General features: G+C 71.2%; 21 protein-coding genes and 1 pseudogene. 10 read left to right on the forward strand and 12 right to left on the reverse strand.

Annotation, left to right across the window (positions count from 1 at the left end):
* Positions 1-94: 94 nt before the first annotated feature.
* The 4 genes from STRAU_RS16555 to STRAU_RS16570 all read right to left on the reverse strand — a co-directional run bounded on the left by STRAU_RS16555 (position 95) and on the right by STRAU_RS16570 (position 3804).
* The gene (locus tag STRAU_RS16555; protein WP_016641484.1) at positions 95-862 is read right to left on the reverse strand and encodes an ABC transporter permease subunit; all 768 of its coding nucleotides are present in this window, start codon (positions 860-862) and stop codon (positions 95-97) included.
* Entirely contained in the window at positions 859-1791 is a 933-nt protein-coding gene (locus STRAU_RS16560; protein ID WP_016641485.1) for an ABC transporter ATP-binding protein, read from the reverse strand. The genes STRAU_RS16555 and STRAU_RS16560 overlap by 4 nt, the downstream gene beginning before the upstream one ends.
* Before the next feature lie 112 nt (positions 1792-1903).
* Positions 1904-2572 (reverse strand): response regulator, encoded by a 669-nt coding sequence (locus tag STRAU_RS16565; RefSeq protein ID WP_016641486.1) that lies wholly within the window; start codon positions 2570-2572, stop codon positions 1904-1906.
* A complete protein-coding gene (locus STRAU_RS16570; RefSeq protein ID WP_016641487.1) occupies positions 2569-3804 on the reverse strand; it encodes a sensor histidine kinase in 1236 nt (411 codons plus the stop codon). Before STRAU_RS16570 ends, STRAU_RS16565 begins: the two co-directional genes overlap by 4 nt.
* 215 nt (positions 3805-4019) lie before the next feature.
* Between STRAU_RS16570 and STRAU_RS16575 the strand changes: the two genes are divergently transcribed.
* From STRAU_RS16575 to STRAU_RS16585, 3 genes are all read left to right on the forward strand, one after another.
* Positions 4020-4400 (forward strand): ArsR/SmtB family transcription factor, encoded by a 381-nt coding sequence (locus tag STRAU_RS16575; RefSeq protein WP_037659916.1) that lies wholly within the window; start codon positions 4020-4022, stop codon positions 4398-4400.
* Positions 4397-4711: a hypothetical protein gene (locus STRAU_RS16580; protein ID WP_037659918.1), complete on the forward strand. Its 315-nt coding sequence runs from the start codon at positions 4397-4399 to the stop codon at positions 4709-4711. The genes STRAU_RS16575 and STRAU_RS16580 overlap by 4 nt, the downstream gene beginning before the upstream one ends.
* A gap of 214 nt (positions 4712-4925) precedes the next feature.
* On the forward strand, positions 4926-7064 hold the full coding sequence (locus STRAU_RS16585; RefSeq protein WP_016641490.1) for an MMPL family transporter: 2139 nt from the start codon (positions 4926-4928) through the stop codon (positions 7062-7064).
* Positions 7065-7114: 50 nt separating this feature from the next.
* On the opposite strand, the gene STRAU_RS16590 is transcribed toward STRAU_RS16585, so the two are convergent.
* Positions 7115-7774 carry a TetR/AcrR family transcriptional regulator gene (locus STRAU_RS16590; RefSeq protein ID WP_016641491.1) on the reverse strand — a complete coding sequence of 220 codons (660 nt, stop codon included), beginning with the start codon at positions 7772-7774 and terminating at the stop codon, positions 7115-7117.
* A 95-nt stretch (positions 7775-7869) separates the two neighbouring features.
* Here STRAU_RS16590 and STRAU_RS16595 point away from each other — a divergent pair, with 95 nt between their 5' ends.
* A complete protein-coding gene (locus STRAU_RS16595) occupies positions 7870-9027 on the forward strand; it encodes a serine hydrolase domain-containing protein (RefSeq protein ID WP_259299923.1) in 1158 nt (385 codons plus the stop codon).
* A 45-nt stretch (positions 9028-9072) separates the two neighbouring features.
* Here the strand turns inward: STRAU_RS16595 and STRAU_RS16600 are convergent, their stop codons facing one another.
* The 5 genes from STRAU_RS16600 to STRAU_RS16620 form a co-directional block, all read right to left on the reverse strand.
* Positions 9073-9636, reverse strand: coding sequence for a DinB family protein (locus STRAU_RS16600; protein ID WP_016641493.1), 564 nt, complete (start codon positions 9634-9636; stop codon positions 9073-9075).
* Positions 9633-10931 carry an MFS transporter gene (locus STRAU_RS16605; RefSeq protein WP_016641494.1) on the reverse strand — a complete coding sequence of 433 codons (1299 nt, stop codon included), beginning with the start codon at positions 10929-10931 and terminating at the stop codon, positions 9633-9635. Before STRAU_RS16605 ends, STRAU_RS16600 begins: the two co-directional genes overlap by 4 nt.
* 128 nt (positions 10932-11059) lie before the next feature.
* On the reverse strand, positions 11060-11419 hold the full coding sequence (locus STRAU_RS16610) for an ArsR/SmtB family transcription factor (protein ID WP_016641495.1): 360 nt from the start codon (positions 11417-11419) through the stop codon (positions 11060-11062).
* Between the two features lie 49 nt (positions 11420-11468).
* Entirely contained in the window at positions 11469-11885 is a 417-nt protein-coding gene (locus STRAU_RS16615; RefSeq protein ID WP_016641496.1) for a hypothetical protein, read from the reverse strand.
* Complete coding sequence (locus STRAU_RS16620) at positions 11882-13861, reverse strand: heavy metal translocating P-type ATPase (protein ID WP_037659956.1); 1980 nt, start codon at positions 13859-13861, stop codon at positions 11882-11884. Before STRAU_RS16620 ends, STRAU_RS16615 begins: the two co-directional genes overlap by 4 nt.
* Before the next feature lie 94 nt (positions 13862-13955).
* On the opposite strand from STRAU_RS16620, the gene STRAU_RS16625 reads away from it, so the two are divergent.
* The 4 genes and pseudogenes from STRAU_RS16625 to STRAU_RS43645 all read left to right on the forward strand — a co-directional run.
* Positions 13956-14321: an ArsR/SmtB family transcription factor gene (locus STRAU_RS16625; protein ID WP_037659959.1), complete on the forward strand. Its 366-nt coding sequence runs from the start codon at positions 13956-13958 to the stop codon at positions 14319-14321.
* A gap of 251 nt (positions 14322-14572) precedes the next feature.
* A complete protein-coding gene (locus tag STRAU_RS16630; RefSeq protein WP_158692081.1) occupies positions 14573-14980 on the forward strand; it encodes a hypothetical protein in 408 nt (135 codons plus the stop codon).
* A 198-nt stretch (positions 14981-15178) separates the two neighbouring features.
* Positions 15179-15895, forward strand: a complete 717-nt coding sequence (locus STRAU_RS16635) for a class I SAM-dependent methyltransferase (protein WP_016641501.1) — start codon at positions 15179-15181, stop codon at positions 15893-15895.
* A 428-nt stretch (positions 15896-16323) separates the two neighbouring features.
* Positions 16324-16505 (forward strand): annotated as a pseudogene (locus STRAU_RS43645) (GNAT family N-acetyltransferase); the annotation flags it as partial.
* A 91-nt stretch (positions 16506-16596) separates the two neighbouring features.
* Here STRAU_RS43645 and STRAU_RS16640 read toward each other — a convergent pair.
* Both STRAU_RS16640 and STRAU_RS16645 read right to left on the reverse strand, forming a co-directional pair.
* On the reverse strand, positions 16597-16779 hold the full coding sequence (locus STRAU_RS16640) for a hypothetical protein (RefSeq protein WP_037659921.1): 183 nt from the start codon (positions 16777-16779) through the stop codon (positions 16597-16599).
* On the reverse strand, positions 16770-17741 hold the full coding sequence (locus STRAU_RS16645) for a hypothetical protein (RefSeq protein ID WP_158692082.1): 972 nt from the start codon (positions 17739-17741) through the stop codon (positions 16770-16772). Before STRAU_RS16645 ends, STRAU_RS16640 begins: the two co-directional genes overlap by 10 nt.
* A 459-nt stretch (positions 17742-18200) precedes the next feature.
* Between STRAU_RS16645 and STRAU_RS16650 the strand changes: the two genes are divergently transcribed.
* Positions 18201-18431 (forward strand): hypothetical protein, encoded by a 231-nt coding sequence (locus STRAU_RS16650; RefSeq protein WP_016641506.1) that lies wholly within the window; start codon positions 18201-18203, stop codon positions 18429-18431.
* A gap of 35 nt (positions 18432-18466) precedes the next feature.
* Entirely contained in the window at positions 18467-18913 is a 447-nt protein-coding gene (locus tag STRAU_RS16655) for a DUF3995 domain-containing protein (RefSeq protein ID WP_259299924.1), read from the forward strand.
* The last annotated feature ends 5 nt before the right edge of the window (positions 18914-18918 follow it).

The following is an 18918-nucleotide window of genomic DNA, read 5'->3' on the forward strand; positions in this document are numbered from 1 at the left end:
CCGGGCACGTCGTCCGGGCTGAACCCGGCATGCAGCTCGTACCGGGCCGGTGGGTTCGGCGCTGACCTGGTGCGGGCAGGGGGAGGCGGTGAGGTCAGGCGTCCCGGCGCCGCAGCACGGCCGTCGCCGCGAGGAGCAGCACCGCCGTGTACCCGGCGACCAGCCACAGCGAGGGCCATGAGCCGAGGCTGCCGACCGTGTCCGCGGTGGCGTCCGAGGTCTGCGTCAGCTTCTCCAGCGCCGCAGTTGGTGAGACACCGGCGACCCAGCGCCGGGCGTCGCCGAAGAGCGGTCCGAAGAGGGAGGGCAGCAGGAGCAGCCCGATGACGGTCGTGACGGCACCCGCCGAGTGGCGTACGAGGGTGCCGACCGCGAGGCCGAGCAGCCCCGCCACGGCGAAGCAGCCCGCGATGCCGAACAGGGCCGGGAACGGCTCGCCCTGGGTGTACTTGCCGGACGGCAGCAGCGCGTCGCCGAGCAAGAAGGCGACCGTGCAGGAGAGCAGACCCACCGCGTACATCAGGCTCGCGATGAGCGTCGCCTTCGCGCCGAGTACGGTCGCGCGGCGCGGGTTGGCCGTGAAGGTCGTGCGCAGGGTGCCGCTGCCGTACTCGCCGGTGACGAGCAGCGCACCGACCACGGCCGCCAGCATCTGGGCGACGACGGCCAGGGTGAGGCTGCCGCCGAGGACGGTGTCGTCGGCCTGCAGGCTGCCGGTCGCGGCCACGAACACCGCGCCCGCGACCGGGGCGAGGGCGGTCGCGAGCGCCGTCCAGACCGTGGAGCGCACGCTGCGGAACTTGATCCATTCGTACGCGAGTGCCTGTGGGTAGCCCGCGCGGGCGTGGGTGAGCGTGGTCATCGCAGGGCCTCCTCGGGGTGCTGTGGGGCGGCGCGGTACTCGGTCGCGTCCTGGGACAGGGCCGTGTAGACCTCCTCCAACGAGGAGCGGGCGTGGGCGAGTTCGTGGATCGCGAGGCCGTGGTCGTGGGCCAGGTCGCCGATGGCGGCGGCATCCGGACCCTCGACGCGCAGGGCGCCGGTCGCAGCGAGAGTGACCACGGCACCCTTGGCCTCGAGCAGGGTGCGCAGACGCTCGGGTTCCGGAGAACGGACGAGCGTGTGGGCGCGGGAGTTGGAGGCGATGAAGTCGCGGACCGTCGTGTCCGCGATGAGCCTGCCGCGGCCGATGACGATCAGGTGGTCGGCGGTCAGCTCCATCTCGCTCATCAGGTGGCTGGAGAGGAAGACGGTGCGGCCGTCCGCGGCGAGGGATTTCACCAGGTCGCGGATCCAGCGGATGCCCTCGGTGTCCAGGCCGTTGACCGGCTCGTCGAGGATCAGCACCTCCGGGTCGCCGATCAGCGCGGCCGCGATGCCCAGGCGCTGGCCCATGCCGAGCGAGAAGCCCTTGGCGCGGCGGCGGGCGGTGGCCGGCGGCAGGCCGACCAGGTCCAGGACCTCGTCGACGCGGCGGCGGGGGACGTTGTTGCTGGCCGCGAGTCCGGCCAGGTGCTGGTACGCGGAACGGCCGCCGTGCACGCCCTTGGCGTCCAGGAGCGAGCCGACCGCACGCAAGGGTGCGGCGAGGTCGGCGTAGCGTCGGCCGCCGACGGTGACCCGGCCCGAACTGGGGGCGTCCAGGCCGAGGATCAGCCGCATGGTGGTGGACTTGCCCGCCCCGTTGGGGCCGAGGAAGCCGGTCACGCGGCCCGGCCGCACGGTGAAGCTGAGACGGTCGACGGCGGTCTTGTCGCCGTACCGCTTGGTGAGTTCTGTTGCCTCGATCATGTCCCCGACGCTAGGGAGGCCGGGTTCGGGTGGCATCCGCCGCCGGGAGTCGGGCACTACTCCCGCGGGAGCAGTCGTACGCCGAGGTGGCGGCGCCGGACGAGGACTCCGGTCAGCGCTCTCCGGCCCTGACCAGGCCCGTCTCGTACGCGAGCACCACCAACTGGGCCCGGTCACGCGCGCCCAGCTTCGTCATCGCACGGCTGACGTGCGTCTTGGCGGTGAGCGGGCTCATGATCAGCTCCTTGCCGACCTCTTCGTTGCTGAGCCCGGCCGCGACCAGCGCCATCACCTCGCGTTCGCGGTCGGTGAGGGCCGCGAGCCGCTCCGCGCCCGCCGCCTCGGGCGCCTTGAGGCGGGCGAACTCCTCGACCACGGAGCGGGTGACGGCGGGCGCGAGCAGGCTCTGCCCGGCCGCGACGGTGCGGATCGCCGCGCGCAGGTCTTCGGGCTCGATGTCCTTGAGGAGGAAGCCCGCGGCGCCGTGCCGCAGCGCCTCGAAGACGTAGGCGTCGACCTGGTACGTGGTGAGCATGACCACGCGGACGCCGTCGAGGGTCCGGTCGGCGGCGATACGGCGGGTGGCCTCGATGCCGTCGACGCCGGGCATACGGATGTCCATGAGGACGACGTCGGGCCGGGTGGTGCGCACCGCCTCGACGGCGCGTTCCCCGTCGGCCGCCTCGGCGACCACCACCAGGTCGTCGGTGAGGTCGAGCAGGGCGCGGAAACCCGCGCGGACGATGGTCTGGTCGTCGGCGAGCACCACGCGCACGGTCACGGTCGCCCTCCGTCCACGGCTTGCCCCCGTGGCGGGGCGGGGCCGCCGACCGGGGCCCGGGCGTCGGCCGTGTCCTGGGCCGGGAGCACGGCCTGTACCCGGAACCCTCCGCCCGCTACCGGCCCGTACTCCACGGTGCCACCGACCGCTGTCGCGCGCTCGCACATGCCGATCAGCCCGAAACCGCCCGGCACGATCGTGGACGGTGCGCCGTCGTCGACGACCTCCACCACGAGTCGGCCGCCCCGGCAGTCCACGGCGACCGCCGCGTGCCGGGCCGAGGAGTGCTTCACGACATTGGTCAGCGCTTCCTGCACGATGCGGTAGGCGGCGAGACCGGCCATCGGCGTGATCCGCCCGGCATCACCGTTCCGCTGCCGCAAGGTCACCCGCACCCTGCTCCCGGCGAACCGCCCGACCAGTTCGGGAAGCCGGTCGAGCCCGGGCGCCGGTGCCGCGGCCTCACCGTCCGGCTCCCGCAGCACGGTCACCGTGGCCCGCAGCTCCCGCACGGCCTGCTTGCCCGAGTCCCGTACCTGCCGCATAGCGCCGCGCGCCAGCTCGGGCCGGGCGTCGAACGCGTCCAGGGCCACCGCGGCCTGCACGGTCATCGCGGCCACCGTGTGCGCCACGATGTCGTGCAGCTCCCGCGCGATCCGTACCCGCTCCTCGCGCACCCTGCGCTCGGCCTCCCGCTCCCGGTCCGCCTCGGCTTGGGCCGCGCGGGCGGCGTACGCGTCCAGCAACTCCCGCCGCGTACGCACCACTTCACCAAGAAGCAGAGGCACCAGCGGCCAGAGCATTTCCAGTAGGGGCAGCCCCTGCGGGTTCACGACATCCCGGCCCACGATCAGCGCCACCACGCCGGAGACGAGGGCCGCGAAGAGCCCCGTCCACAGGGTGCGCCGCCGGTTGCCGAGGGCCGCCACCGTGTACAGCGCGACGATGAACGGCAGGTTCAGCAACTCTCCGATGTGGCCGTACAACGCCCATCCCGCACACGCCGATCCGGTCGCCGCGGCGACGGGCACAGGCCACCGGCGCCGCCACGCCAGCGCGGCCAGGGAGACCGCGAGGAGCAGCCAGGTGAACCAGTCGGCCTGCCGGTACGCGGGGTCGTTCACCGCCGCGTCCGACGTCGTGAACACCCCGACCACCGCCACCACAAGCAGGTCGGTGGCGAGTGGCGGCAGCGCCCGGACCCTGGCGATGTGCGGGGCGAAGGTCGTCACGTCTCACACGGTAGGGGGCGGGCCGATGGCCCGCATACGCCCGCTGGAGTAGTCGGACCCGCAGCGAACCCGGAGCTGATCCTGGTCCGACCCCGGGTCGACCCTGAGACGTCCCCCATGCGTCCCGGACGCGCCCCGGATATGTGTCAAGAATCTTTGACAGGTGGCCGCGGCTCATGTCAGCTTTTCTTGACAGGAACGAGGGAGAGGCCGTGATGGCCGAGGAGCAGGCTCCGGAACCGACGGGCGACAAACTGCTCAAGGTGCTCACCGCGCTGGGCAACCCGCACCGGATGCGGATCGTCGCCGCGCTCACCGAGCGCCGCAACTACGTCAGCGCGCTGGCCCGGGAGATCGGCATGGGCCGTCCGCTGCTGCACATGCACCTGAAGCTGCTCGAAGGCGCCGGTCTTGTCGTCGGCTCGCTGGAAGTGGCCGACGACGGCAAGACGGTGAAGTACTTCGAAGTAGCTCCGTTTCTCCATGAGTTGACCCCTGCGGTCATCCATGAGGCGGTGCGGACTCTCACCGACACGCGCGAAGGTCCGGTCAAGGCCGACAAGACCACGCACACCACGAAAGAGGACGCGAAGTGAACGGACAAGGGGCGACGCTCGCAGCCGACTCCGACCCAGTGGGCGCATGGGTCGGCGGGATCGGCGCGGGCGGGTTCTTCCTGCTGCTGATCGTGATCGTCTGGCAGCTCGCCGCCACCTGGCGGGCCCGGATGCTCGCCGCCCGCGAGGAGCAGTACAAACAGCTCGCGACGAAGTACGCGCAGCTCCTCGAGGACAACGTCGAGCTGCACCGGCGCTCGGCCGACGAGATGCGGCAGACGCGCGAGGAGTTGGCGCAGACCCGCCTCGCCGTGACGTCGATGGAGAAGATGATGCGCGAGATCGAATAGGAGCCCACTGGAAGCGCTGCGGCGCGGTACGGCCAGGAGCGGCAACTCCCGGCCGTACCAAGGCAGAACACACCCCGGGGCCCTGAAGCCCCGGACCGACACAGCCACCCGTACGCCACGGCAGGTAGTCACACCGCAGACGCCGTGGCGCGGGTCCCGTGCGCCTCGTGCCGGTCGGTGACCGGCGGCGCGCTCCACATGAAGGAGACTACTCATGCGTCCGCTGCTCCAGCGCATAGCCGGTGCGCCCGCCGGACGGCGCTCGAAATGGTTCGTCCTCGCGGCCTGGCTGATCCTCGCTGTGGCGCTGGGCCCGCTGGCCGGAAAGCTGGGCGAGGTCGAGGACACCAGCGCCAACGCCTTCCTGCCGCGCGGCGCGGAGTCCGCGCGGGTCAACACGGAACTGGAGAAGTTCCGGGACGACCCGGTCATGCCCGCGGTCGTCGTCTACACCGGCGACGGAGCGGCCGCTGCGGCGACCGCCGAGCGGTCCGCCACCGCCGACCGTTCCGCCTTCGCGAAGTTCGCCGCCGAGGGCGAGCGGGTCTCGCGGCCGCTGCCGTCCGACGACGGTGAGGCCCGTATGGTCGTGGTCCCGCTGTCCAGCGAGGACGACGACCTCACCGACAAGGTCGAGGACCTGCGCGACATCGCGGGCGCGAACGCCCCGCCCGGCCTGGACGTCGAGGTCGGCGGTCCGGCCGGCTCGCTGACCGACCAGGTCGCGGTCTTCGACAGCCTCGACTCGACCCTGATGATCGCCACCGGCCTCGTCGTCGCCGTCCTCCTCCTGATCACCTACCGCAGCCCGGTCCTCTGGCTGTTCCCGCTGATCGCGGTCGGCTTCGCGGCCGTCCTCACCCAAGTGGGTACGTACCTTCTCGCCAAGTACGCGGACCTGCCCGTCGACCCGCAGAGCGCGGGCGTACTCATGGTCCTCGTCTTCGGCGTCGGCACCGACTACGCGCTGCTGCTCATCGCCCGATACCGCGAGGAGCTGCACCGCCACGAGGACCGGCACACGGCGATGCGGATCGCCCGGCGCCGCTCGGGACCGGCGATCCTCGCCTCGGCCGGGACCATCGCCGTCGGCCTGGCCTGCCTGGCCTTCGCCGACATCAACTCCTCGCGTTCCCTCGGCCTGGTGGGCGCGGTCGGCGTCGTGTGCGCCTTCCTCGCCATGGTCACCGTCCTGCCGGCGCTGCTCGTCGCCGCGGGCCGCTGGGTGTTCTGGCCCTTCGTGCCCCGCCACGGCACGCCCGCGCGCAAGGAACGCACGGTCTGGTCGCGCATCGGAGCCGCCGTCGCCCTGCGCCCCCGCTGGTCCTGGCTGATGTCGGTCGCGGTCACCGGCGTCCTGGCGCTGAGCGCCTTCGGCATCAACATGGGGCTGACGCAGGCCGAGATGTTCCAGGACAAGCCGGAGTCGGTGGTCGCCCAGGAGAAGATCTCCGCCCACTATCCGTCCGGCGCCTCCGACCCCGCGAAGATCATCACGAACGTGCCGGGGGCCGAGCAGGTGAAGTCGGCCGCGTCCCGGGTCGAGGGCGTGGCCCGGGTCGAAGACGTGCCCCGGGGCGCGGGCGCCGCCCGCACCGGCGACAGTGAACTCGCCCAACTCTCCGTGGTGTTGAAGCACGAGCCCGACAGCCAGGCCGCCAAGGACACCGTCGACCGCCTCCGTGCGGCCGTGCACGCCGTGGACGGCGCGGACGCCCTGGTCGGCGGCACCACCGCTCAGACCGTCGACACCCAGCGCGCCGCCGACCACGACCTGACGACGGTCATCCCGGTCGTCCTGCTGGTGGTCCTCGCCGTCCTGATCTGGCTGCTGCGCGCGCTGATCGCTCCGCTCCTGCTCCTGGCGACCGTGATCCTGTCCTTCTTCGCCGCACTCGGCGCCTCGAACCTGCTCTTCGAGCATGCGCTCGGCTTCGCGGGCGTGGACTGGTCGATTCCCCTGATGGGCTTCGTCTTCCTCGTCGCCCTCGGCATCGACTACAACATCTTCCTCATGGACCGGGTCAGGGAGGAGGCAGCCCGCCTCGGCCACACCCGCGGCGTACTGGAGGGCCTGACCAGCACCGGCGGCGTCATCACGTCCGCGGGCGTCGTACTCGCCGCGACCTTCGCGGTCTTCGCCGGGCTCCCACTGGTGACCATGGCCCAGATGGGCGTCATCGTCGGCATCGGCGTCCTGCTCGACACCTTCCTCGTCCGCACGGTCCTGGTACCCGCCCTGGCCCTGGACTTGGGCCGCTGGTTCTGGTGGCCGGGGAAGCTGTTCCACACGCTGGGGCGACGCGATGCCGGGGCCGTGGAGAGTGCTGCCCCGGCGCGCTCGACCGTCTAGATACGCACGCGCAGAGCAAGGAATCGTCCCGCAGCCCCGTGCTCGCGGCGCTACGGGACGGTTCCTCCCGCCGCCGAGCTCCCCGGCTGGGCGCGTCGGCAGGTTCCGGTGAATACGCGGCCGAGTTGGTCGTCCAGCGCGGCGAGGACCGCAGATTTCGGCGTGGTGTCGGGGTCGATGTGCGTGTGCAGGGCGAGCCCTTCGGCGAACGCGACGATTCGCAGGGCCTGGTCTGCCGCGTCGGTCCCCTGAACGACCTCGCCGCATACCGTGCCATTTCTGATGGCCTGGGCGACGCGTGAGCGGATGCCCACGTGGGTCTCTCTCTGGACGGCGGCAAGGCGGGCGTTGTGCGCGGCTTGGTCTGTGAAGGCGAGACGGACCAGGAACTCGGCGCGGCGGGCGTCGTCCAGCGGCATGAGCTCGGCCAGCGCCTGCCGCAGCATCTCGGCGATGGTGCGGCCCTCGGCCTCGCCTCTGTTCACCAGCTCGTCCACTCGTGCGCTGAAACGCCTGTTGACGCGGGTGAACGTGGCCAGCAGCATCTCGTCCTTCGCCGTGAAGTAGTGCTGCACCAGGCCGACGGACATGCCCGCTTCCGCGGCGGTCCGCGCGACGGTCACGGCGGTCAGGCCGTGTCGCACGACCAGGCGTTGGACGGCGTCGGTGATCTGCCCGCGTCGGGCGTGATGGTCGGCAACTCTCGGCACGTGAGGACGGTATCGCGTGCTATAACCGTACGTCTATATTGCTATCGGAGGGGGCTCTCGCGATGATCCGACGACGCTCAACCCGCTTGTTGGGCATGGGGCTTGCCCTTGCTCTCCTGCTGCCACCCGGTATGGCCACCGCGGGCCAGGCCGGTGACGGACAGACGGTCGGCAGCCGCCGTGATCCGGCCCTGCAGGCCCTGGTCGATCAGGTGGTGGCCGACCCGAACCCCAACCCAGGCGCTTTCCTGCTCGCCCGCCGTGGCCCGGACGACCGCTTCGGCGCGGCCGGCCTCGCCGACCGATCCGCAGGCACGCCGATGGCAGCGGACTTGAAGTTCCGCGCCGGGAGCGTCACCAAGACCTTCACCGCGACGGTCGTCCTGCAACTCGTCGCCGAGCACCGGCTGCGACTCGACGACACCGTGCAGAGCCTGCTGCCCGACCAGGTCCGCACCGGCAACGCGCTGTCCGGCGCGCCCATCACCGTCCGCCAGCTGCTCAACCACACGAGCGGGCTGTACGACTACATCGACGGGCTGCTTCCGCACTTCCGCAGGCTCGACCAGTACTGGCCGCGCGACCAGCTGATCGACATCGGCCTGACGCAACCCCGGTACTTCCCGACCCCCGGCACCCGGTTCCGGTACTCCAACACCAACTACCTGCTGCTCGACCTGATCGTGGAACGGATCACCGACCGCGACCTGCGCACCAACCTCGAACGCCGCGTCTTCGCCCCCCTCGGGCTGCGCGACACCTCGTACCCGCTGGCACGGACCGCCGTCGACGGAGCCCATGTGCACGGCTACGCGGACGTCTCGCTCCTGCTGCCGAACGCACCCGACTCAACCCGGTTCGACGTCACCGCGTTCAGCCCGTCCGAGGCTGGTGCGTCGGGCGCCCTCGTCACGACTGCGGCCGACATCGCACGCTTCTACCGGGCCCTGCTGCAAGGACGTCTCCTGCCCCCGGGCCTGCTTCGCCGGATGCTCACCGACACGGTCCCCACAACCGGCAGCCCGCCGCCCGCTGTCGCCTACGGCCTGGGGGTCTACGTCTACGCCACCAGCTGCGGCCGTGCCTACGGCCACGGCGGCAGCGCACCCGGCTACCTGACCTTCGCCCTCAACAGCCGCGACGGGCGCGACCAACTCGTCGCCCACACCAACTGGAACTCGTTCACCGACACCGGGATCGACGAGGACTTCTGGGCTGCCTTCCATCAGGGCTACTGCGGAAAACCTGAGTAGATCAGGACGCCGGCGCCCGATGCGGCCCGCCGGTTACCCGGACAGTCATATGCGGCGCGGTACGGCTCCGTCCTGCCGGCGGTAGAGGTCGCGCAGCAGGGAAATCTCGGCGCCGTGATGGATCAGCTCCCTGTTGACGTGCAGGATCCTGTTCTCCATGGGGAACCGCTCGGGACCCGCCGGGGGTGGATTCTCCAGGTCGGCGTCCGAGAGCTCGCGGACCCCCGCGTTCCATCTCCCGTACATCTCATCGAGCTGTTTCAGCGCCTCGTCGGCGGTCCCCGCGTAGGCGAATTTCTCGGAGTCCGTGTCCTGGCCGCCGAAGTACCATCCGACCCGATAGCCCAGGCACGAGACGATGATGTGCGCCAGCCGCCAGGCGATCGTGGTCACCGGTGCCGGCACCGGGTCAGGGGACGCGAAGTCCATCGTCCATTCCCCCGAACCGGCCGACATCGGTGCGTCCGACGTGCCCCGTGGGCGGATGCTCCAGCAGTCGCGCACCGGCTCCCAGAAGTACTCTTCGTCGGTGAGGCCCTCCAGCCGTGGCCGCAGGTTCTTGCTCCAGTACCAGTCCAACTGCTCCGCGAGCCGTTCGCTTCTCGTCATTGCCGCACACTACAGACAGCGGGGATCTTGCTGCGCCCCTCGCTGACGCCGTCGCCGGCCGTGGGCTCGTCGCTCCCGGTTCCGTACGTCATTCCGCGCGACGGCCACAGGCGCGCGGCGAGCAGGGCCGAGGCCAGGGCGATGGCTCCCAGGGTGAGGACGGCGGACTGGAGTCCGGCGGTGGCGCCGAGCCAGCCGGCCAGGGGGTAGGTGAGCAGCCAGCAGCTGTGCGAGAGGGAGAACTGCGCGGCGAACACGGCGGGCCGGTCGGCCGGTTGGGTCGCGTCGCGGATGAGCCGCCCGGCCGGGGTGAGGATGAGCGAGCCGCCCGCGCCGAAGGCCGCCCAGGTGGCGAGGAGCGCGGGCCAGCGCCAGGCACCGGCCCCGGCGGAGGTGCAAGCCGCGAGGGCGACGAAGACGCTCACCAGCGCGAACGCGGCCCGCAGCATGACGGCGCGGTCCGTGACCCGGTCCAGGACGCGGGGCAGGAGCAGCGCGGCGGCCATGGACCCCGCGCCGTAGGCGCCGAGCGCCATCGGCACGTCGGCGGCGGACCTGCCGAGGTGATCGCGTACGTACACGATGGTGTTGACGGTCACGATCGCCCCGGCGGAGGCGACCGCCAGGTCGAGGGCGAGCAGCCCGCGAAGCTGCGGGGCGGCGAGGAAGAGGCGGGTGCCCGCGGTCGCCTTCGCGTAGGCACCGCCGGTGCGCGGGGCGGCGCCGGGCTTGGGCAGTACGGCGGAGACGACCAGGGCGGCGGAGGCCACGAAGCCGACGACGGTGCCGCCGAACAGCCAGTTGTACGAGATCAGGGAAAGCAGCGCGGCGGCGAGCGCCGGGCTGAACAGGCTCTCCAGGTCGTAGGCGAGCCGGGACAGGGACAGCGCCTGCGTGTAGTCCCGTTCCTTCGGGAGCACTTCGGGGATGACGGCCTGGAACGTCGGCGTGAACGCGGCCGAGGCGGACTGGAGCAGGAAGACCAGGACGTACACCTGCCACACCTGGTCCACGAAGGGGAGCAGCAGCGCCACGGCCGCGCGGATCAGGTCGGAGCCGACCATGAGCGCGCGGCGGGGGATCCGGTCGGCGACCGCGCCCACGGCCGGGGCGACGGCGACGTACGCGACCATCTTGATGGCCAGCGCGGTGCCGAGCACCGAGCCCGCGTCCTTGCCCGCGATGTCGTAGGCGAGCAGCCCGAGCGCGACCGTCGCGAGGCCGGTGCCGACGAGGGCGATGACCTGGGCCGTGAGGAGGTGGCGGTAGGTGCGGTTGCGCAGGACGGACAGCATGCGACGACCCCCGGGGCGGCTCACGGTGCGGGTGCTGTCCTGTCATCGTAAGCTCATGTGCGCAGATGTGCACATGTTTCTTGAGGCGACGCCCGGACGACGCCCAGAAGTGATGCGGCTCGGGAAGATCAGTCGTGCGGAGCCTTGCCGCTGACCCGGTGGTCGGCGTGGCTGAGGGCCTCCAGGACGAAGCGGCGCAGGTGCCCGTCGCTCAGCGTGTACACGATGTGCTTGCCCTCACGCCGGGTGTCGACAAGCCCGGCGAGCCGGAGCTTGGCCAGGTGCTGGCTGACCGCGGTCCGCGAAGCCGCACACTGCTCGGCCAGCGACGTCACGTCGGCTTCCTGCCGGGCGAGCAGCCACAGCAGGTGCAGCCGCGTGGGGTCGGAGAGCATGGAGAAGAGCCCCGACGCCTCGGCGAGCCGGGCGGCGTCCGGGGCGCGCAGATGCGGCTGCTGTGCAGGTGGGAGCTTTTCGCTGTGGGGCATGTGCCCAGGTTAGAGGGGATGGACGCGGGCGTCGGCGCTGCGGTCGCCGTCAGGTTCCGTGTTCTCGTTCGGCGGCCTCGCGGACGCGCCGGGACGGGGTGAAGGCGTACAGGTCGAGGACTCCGGGCGGGTCGGCGAGGCCGGGACCGCCCGCCTCGATCCAGGCCGTGATGTCGGCAGTCACGTCGGGGTCGTTGACCAGGCCGAGCCAGACGGGGCGGCCACCGGCCCGGCGGCCCTCGGCGGAGGGCTGGACGACAAGGACGTTGGCCCGCTCGCAGGCGTCCAGGCAGTTGACGACGCGGACGCTGGCGGACCCGGTGAGCGCGGTGCGCAGCTCTCCGAGCTGGGCGGCGTGGTCCAGGCCGGGCACCTTCGGCGTACCGCAGCAACAGCCCCGGCAGACGGTCACCGTGGGCCGGGCCGCGCCCGCGGGCGGCCCGGGCTTGCGGCTGCGGCGGCTCACGCGCCGCTCCCGTCGACGGCGGTCCGCTGCCACGCCGCGTCGCGCAGCAGCCGCAGGCCGTTGAGGCCGACGAGGACGGTGGAGCCCTCGTGGCCGAGTACGCCGAGGGGAAGCGGCAGATGGCCCGCGAGGTCCCAGACGACGAGGCCGGTGATGAACACCGAGGCGATCACCAGGTTCTGCACCACCAGGCGGCGGGCGGCGCGCGCGAGACCGATCACCCTGGGCACGGTGGTGAGTTCGTCGCGAACGATGACGGCGTCGGCGGTCTCCAGGGCGAGGTCGGAGCCCGCGCGGCCCATGGCGACACCGGTGTGCGCGGCGGCCAGGGCGGGGGCGTCGTTGACGCCGTCACCGACCACCAGCACCCTGCGGCCCGCCGCCTCCAGCTCGCGTACGGCCGTGACCTTGTCCTGGGGCAGCAGCCCGGCGCGTACGTCGCCGATGCCGATGTCGGCCGCGAGGCGGGCGGCGGCGCGCGGATTGTCGCCGGTGAGGAGGGTGGGCGCGGTGCCGGTGAGCGAGGTGAGGACGGCCACGGTGGCGGCGGCGTCGGGGCGCGGGCGGTCGGCGATGCCGAGAGCACCGACCGGCGTTCCGTCGCGCACGACAAGCACTGCTGTACGGCCGTCCTCCTCCAACTCCGCTGCCAGGGCGAGGGATTCCGTGTCGGCGGCGGGTGTGCGGGCGGGGGCGCCGACGGTGATGCGGGCGCCCTGGACGGTGGCTGTCACCCCGACGCCGGGGGCGGAGGAGAAGCACTCGGCGCCGTGGAGGGCCAGGCGGCGCTCGCGGGCGGCGGCCACGACGGCGCGGGCCAGGGGGTGTTCGCTGGGGTGCTCGGCGGCCGCGGACAGCGCCAGCAACTCGTCCTCGCCCAGGCCGGAACCGGGCAGAGGGCGGATCTCGGTGACCCGTGGGGTGCCTTCGGTGAGAGTGCCGGTCTTGTCCAGGGCCACTGCGTCGACCTGCGCGAGGCGCTCCATCACCACGGCGGACTTGACCAGCACGCCGTGGCGCCCGGCGTTGGCGATCGCGGACAGCAGCGGCGGCATGGTGGCCAGGACGACCGCGCACGGCGAGGCCACGATCATGAAGGTCATCGCCCGCAGCAGCGACGGCGCCAGTTCGGCGCCGAAGGCCAGCGGCACGGCAAAGACGGCGAGCGTCGCGACGACGATCCCGACGGCGTACCGCTGTTCCACCTTCTCGATGAACAGCTGGGTCGGCGCCTTGGTCGCGGACGCCTCCTCGACCATCGCCACGATGCGCGCGATCACCGAGTCGGACGCGTCGCGCTCGACCCGCACACGCAGCGCGCCGGTGCCGTTGACGGTGCCCGCGAACACCTCGTCGCCCGCTTCCTTGGCGACCGGCAGCGGCTCGCCGGTGATGGTGGCCTGGTCGACGTCGCTCGCCCCGTCCAGCACGCGCCCGTCCGCGCCGATCCGCTCGCCGGGCCGTACGAGGATGGTCTCGCCGACCGTCAACTCGCCCGTGGGCACGGCCTTTTCGGATCCGTCCGGGCCGAGCAGGGTGGCCGTCTCCGGAGCGAGGCCGAGCAGCCCGCGCACCGAGTCGGCGGTACGGGCCGTGGCCAGCGCCTCCAGGGCGCCGGACGTGGCGAAGATGACGATCAGCAGGGCGCCGTCCATGACCTGGCCGATCGAGGCAGCGCCGAGCGCGGCGACGATCATCAGCAGATCCACGTCGAGAGTCTTCTCGCGCAGCGCCCGGAGCCCCGCCCAGGCGGGCTCCCAGCCACCGGTGACGTACGCGGCCGCGTACAGCGGTCCCCAGGACCAGGCCGGAGCGCCGGTCAGCTGGAGCGGAAGCGCCAGCAGGAAGGCGGCCGTGGCTGCCGCCGCCCACCTGGCCTCGGCCAGGGCGAGGACCGGGGTGCGGCGGCGGGGAGCCACCGCGGCACGGGCGGCTGCCGGCGACGCGGGCCGCCGGGCGGTGGTGACGGAAGGCATGACGAAGAGACCCTTCACGGGCGGGCAGGGCTACGCCTTCACCGTACAGGAACAAATGAACAGGTCTTCATTAGTCACCGATAGGATGGTCGCCATGGGCCACGGGATGAAGGACAGCAGCGGCGCCACCACGCGGGAGCGCCTGGACGCGGTCGGCGTCACCGATGTGGCCGCGACGCTCCAGGCCCTGTCCACCCCCTCGCGCCTGCACATCCTGGCCCGCCTCCAGGAAGGGCCCGCCGCCGTCGGCGACCTCGCGGAGGCGGTCGGCATGGAGCAGTCGGCCTGCTCCCACCAACTCCGCCTGCTCCGCAATCTCGGCCTGGTCACCGGCGAACGCCGCGGCCGCTCGATCGTCTACGCGCTGTACGACCACCACGTCGCCGAACTCCTCGACCAGGCCCTCTTCCACGTCGAGCACCTGCGCCTGGGGCTGCGGGACACTCCGGCGGAGCCCTAGCCTTCAGACCAGTACGAGATACGGAGCGCATCTCGCGGCGACACCAGCTCCACCGACCGGCCCCGGAGGCGGACCGCCGCGGACTGCCCAACTCCCCTTCCCATCCTCCGGAATGCCCCATTCCTACCGAGATCTGAGCGTGCTTGGGCCATGATGGTCCAGTTATGTCGGCCTTCCGCGCACTCGATCGCCACCGCTCGGCTCAGCGCCCTCCCGCGAGCGGCGCTCCCGTCCGTGCGATCACCCTCGCGTTGGCCGGCACTGCGCTCGCTGCCGGACTGCACCACGCGACGATGGACTCCGCGGTCTCCTGGCCCGCTCTGCTCGTCGCGGCAGCGGCCCGGCTGGACGACCACCTGCGAATCCCGGCCGCCTGGCACCACAACCCCCTGGCCATGGCCGCGTTGAACCTCCTCGCCGCCCTCGCCCTGCTCCTCCTCTTCCGCAGCACGGCCAACCTGCCCGCCGTCCTGACGTACGCCGCGACCAGCACCGCACGCCGCTGGTGGACACGCCTGCTGTACGTCCTCAGCCTCGTCCTGCACCGCAGGGACGAGCCCCTGCCGAAGCCCCGCCGGGTGCCTCGACCAGCCGTCGCACTGCCGAGACCGCACGCACTCGTGGCCTTGCTGCACCGTGCGCAGCCCTGCGCCCCGTAACGCCCGGGCACTCCACCGCACCACGTCATCACGCACGCCTGGGACTTCGGCGTGCCCTCACCGACACCGGAGTGTCTGCTGTGTCTGCTGTGCCTGCCTCATTCGCCGATGCAGCCCAGTTCGCCTTCGCTGCCGTCATCGGGCTGATCGCCCTGAAGGGAAGGAACGCCAGTGTTGAAGTCGGGGGTCAAGCGGCTCATGGGCCGTGCTGGATTCGACATCGTCCGCAGCACCAACAACCGGGGTGGAGTCGACGACTTCATCCCGTTCGAGGCAACGATGCGGGCTGCGCGGGCGGCCGGTCTGTCCGTCGGTGACTACATCGACGAGGTCATGAACGGGACGCCGGGCGCCACCCGGTCCACCATCGATGAACTACGCGCTCTCGGCGTCTTCGCCGCCGACCCGGAGACGGTGCTCGAGATCGGCCCCGGCTCCGGACGGTACCTGGAGAAGACGCTGAAGGAGTGTTCACCAGGCCGCTACGAGATCTACGAGACGGCGGCGCCCTGGGCCGACTACCTGGTGGACACCTTCGGCGTGGTCGCCCGACCGACCGCAGAATTCAGTCTCGCCCCGACACCCGACGGCAGCATCGACCTCGTTCAGGCCCATAAGGTCTTCAACACCCTGACCTTCCTCGGCGCCTCCCGCTACTTCTTCGAGATGGCACGGGTCACGCGCCCCGGGGGCCGGATCGTCTTCGACGTCATGACGGAGACCTGCCTGGACCCGGCCACGATGCGGGCCTGGGCGACGCAGGGCGGCGCGGGGCACGATTCCTACCCGGCCGCCATGCCTCGCACGGCATGCGTGGACCTCTTCGCAACCCTCGGCTGCAGCCTGGAGGCCGGCTTCCTGGCCCCCATGGGGGTCGCCTCCACTGAGGTGCTTGTCTTCGGAAAGGGGGCTTGACGACCACCTCCGTGCGCCGTGACGGCGCCTAGCCGACGCGCCCGGCACTATCCGCGAGGGGACGCGGCGGCCAGGGGTACACATAAGGAGAGAAGCCGTACGTACCCCTGGCGGGGGTGGACATGAATCCGAAGACGCTCCGGCGGGCCGGATGGGTGATCGTCATCCTGGCGGAGATCGTCGCCGTCCTGTGGCTGGCGACCTTGTTCGTCAAGAACCTCTGACCGCCCGAGCGGTGGACACGGCGGGCGACGAGTCGTCCCTCGGCGTCGTCGGTCGGCTTGGGCGCCCCATCATGGAGCATGGCTTCCGGCGACGCCCCCGTTTCCCGATTCCGCGGACCAGATGTCGGCGACGTGTCGGCTGGTCATGGCGGGAAGTTTCGCAAACGGCTGTGGACCGGGACGTACGTCCTCATGAACCGCCTGCGCGAAGTCGCCCGCGCCGAGATGGACATGGAGCAACTGCACCTGGCAGCACGTGGCGGAGTCGGCCTCGAAGACTTCTACGGCCGCCTCGGCTGGAAAGAGACGGCCGCCGCCCAGGCGTCCTCCGACTCGCCCCCGGAGACGACCGCGACGAGATCCTCATGGCACTGGCCCCGCTGTAGGCAAGCGGGCGCCCGCGCCGAGCACATCACCCCCCCCAGCCCGGCATTTCGTGTCCCACGGGGGCGGGCGCGCGGCCCGCCCCCGATCGGCTCAGCCGCGGGAGACGGCTACCAGCATTCCGGTGACGGTGACCATGAGCGCCATCGCCGCCAGCGCTCCGGCAAGCGGTGCGCACCAGGTCGGGCGGGCCAGGAGCAGGGCCAGTACGCCGACGCCGACGAGCAGCGTGACGACGGCCAACAGCAGGATCAGAAGGAGGGAGTTCAAGGGCATGACTGGCCCCGTCCCCGTGCGGCAGTACGCGTGGTGTGCAGGCTGCCGAGCCGCTTGAGCTTGCGACGGACCCGCTCGCCCAGGGCGGACGGATCGAGGCCGGCGACCAGAGGCGTGTCCAGGTCGGCAACGACGGTCACCGCATCCGTCCAGCTCGCGACCGGTGCGTTGGCCCAGGCCATCGCGACGGCGCGCTCGACCGGGGTGAGTTGGGCGAGAACTGCGACGATGCGCGGGTTGTCGGGCAGAGCGCCGGTCAGCACCTCGTACGGGTCCGGACCGCCGGTGGCGATGTCGTACGTGGTCAGGCCATCGCCGAAGACGTGGTCCAGGCTCCACAGCCGGGCTTGGTTGATCTTGTGCCGCCAGATCGGAGTCAGTTGCCGGTGGATCTCCTTGGCCTCGGCCCGGAGGTTCCCCAGGTCCGAGGGCGTGAGACTGCCGCCGCTCAGCAGCGGCTCGGTCCATGAGCCCATCAGCGCGGTCGTCACCGGCTCTTGCCATCCGCTCCACCAGCCCAGCTCATCCCTGACGAAGGCGTTGACCCGGTCGACCGCGCCGGTCCGCAATGCCTGGCGGGCCGCGAGAGCCTTGATGGTGCCCGGCAGTGGCTGCCCACCCAGAGTTTGAGCCGACGTCAGCGCGTTGAGCACCTCGGCTCGCCGGTCAAGTTCGGCTCCGACGTGGGAGGTGAGGGTGCCGTCCGGAGTGATCGTCAGGATGGGGCAGTTGTCCGCTGCGGGTTCCTGGAAGACGACGCTGTGCACCGCGATACCTGGACTCAGCTTGCCGTCCAGGACCACGCCCTCGCCGGTGAGTTCCGGGAGTTGCGCCCCATCGGGGGACGAGGCGACGCGGCATGAGATCGGGCCGCGTTCTTGAGAAAGGAAGTTGACCTGTCGCACCACTTGGCCCGGAGCGACAAGCCCCGGCATCTGCGGCGGTTCCGAGTCGGTACGCACTGGCTGAACTCCTTGAGGTGATGACAACAGCTTCACCTCTCGGTCCCGGGGCGGCCGCAGTCCGGCACAAAATCTTGGAGCAGTCCGTGTGACTGCCGTCACTTTGGACCGGATGCGATACCTGAGCCCATGGACCGGAGTTACTCCGGCTGAAGACGAAGGCGAGCCATGCGTGGCTCGACGTGGGGTCGTTCTTGTTCAGCAAGTAGAAGGCGCACACGGAGCGTTACTGGACTGCGGTGCAGGAGAGTGCGCTGTGCGGGGCCTTCGACCCCCGTAGAACCCGCCCTTGGTGACGCCGAGTCGCTTCACGCGGCGTGTGAGCAGCACCCCCGCTGTGGCCCACCTCACTCGCCCGCCGGATATACGCAACCGTACATCCGGCCTAGCCTCACTTTATACGTAAGCGTATAACGGGGGCGACAGGCGGCGTCCCGAGGCAGGAAGGCGGCAGCAGCCATGAAACTTCCCCGCACCTCCCACACCGATCAACCGTGGCGGATCCATACGCTCATCCGCGACTTCAAGGCCGAGGACGTGCGGCCGTACCGCACCCCCGGCGCCGGTCCTGACCGCGAGCTCGCGAACAAGACCGTCCACACCGTCTACCCGGCGCTGACCCGCCAGTGGGAGCGCGCGTGGCGGGACCGCGCGCTTCGGCTCCCCGAGGGCACCAGCCCTCAATCATGATCCCCGCGAACGGAGGCACGCAGATGGTCAGGACCGTGGTTCCCGCAACGTTGGCGACCGTCCTGGGAGGACTCGGCTGCCTCCACTTCGTCTGGATATTCACCCCCTGGCCACTGCCGGACTTGGAGACGTTCTACAGGGTCATCGGCGGCGTGGAGAGCAACGAGACGCCGTCCGCCGGGCCCACCGCACTGGTGGGCACGGCGCTCGTCGGCGGCGCCGTGCTCACTCTCATGGTCAACGAGAACATCCCCGGGATCGGCCCGGAGCGGTTGCGCCGCTTCGGCATCTACGGCCTGTCCGGCGTCATGTTCCTGCGCGGCCTGGGTGGTTACTTCATGAACTCGGGCGCCACCAGCGAGTTCCGGACGTGGAACTCCGTCCTGTACTCACCGCTGTGCATCGGGCTCGGCCTCCTCGCCGGGACCGTCGGGCTGTCCGCAACTCGGCGCGCTCGCCGTCCCCCTCCCCCTAGAGCGTGATCATG

The organism is Streptomyces aurantiacus JA 4570 (genome assembly GCF_000414115.1).
Lineage (GTDB): Bacteria > Actinomycetota > Actinomycetes > Streptomycetales > Streptomycetaceae > Streptomyces > Streptomyces aurantiacus_A.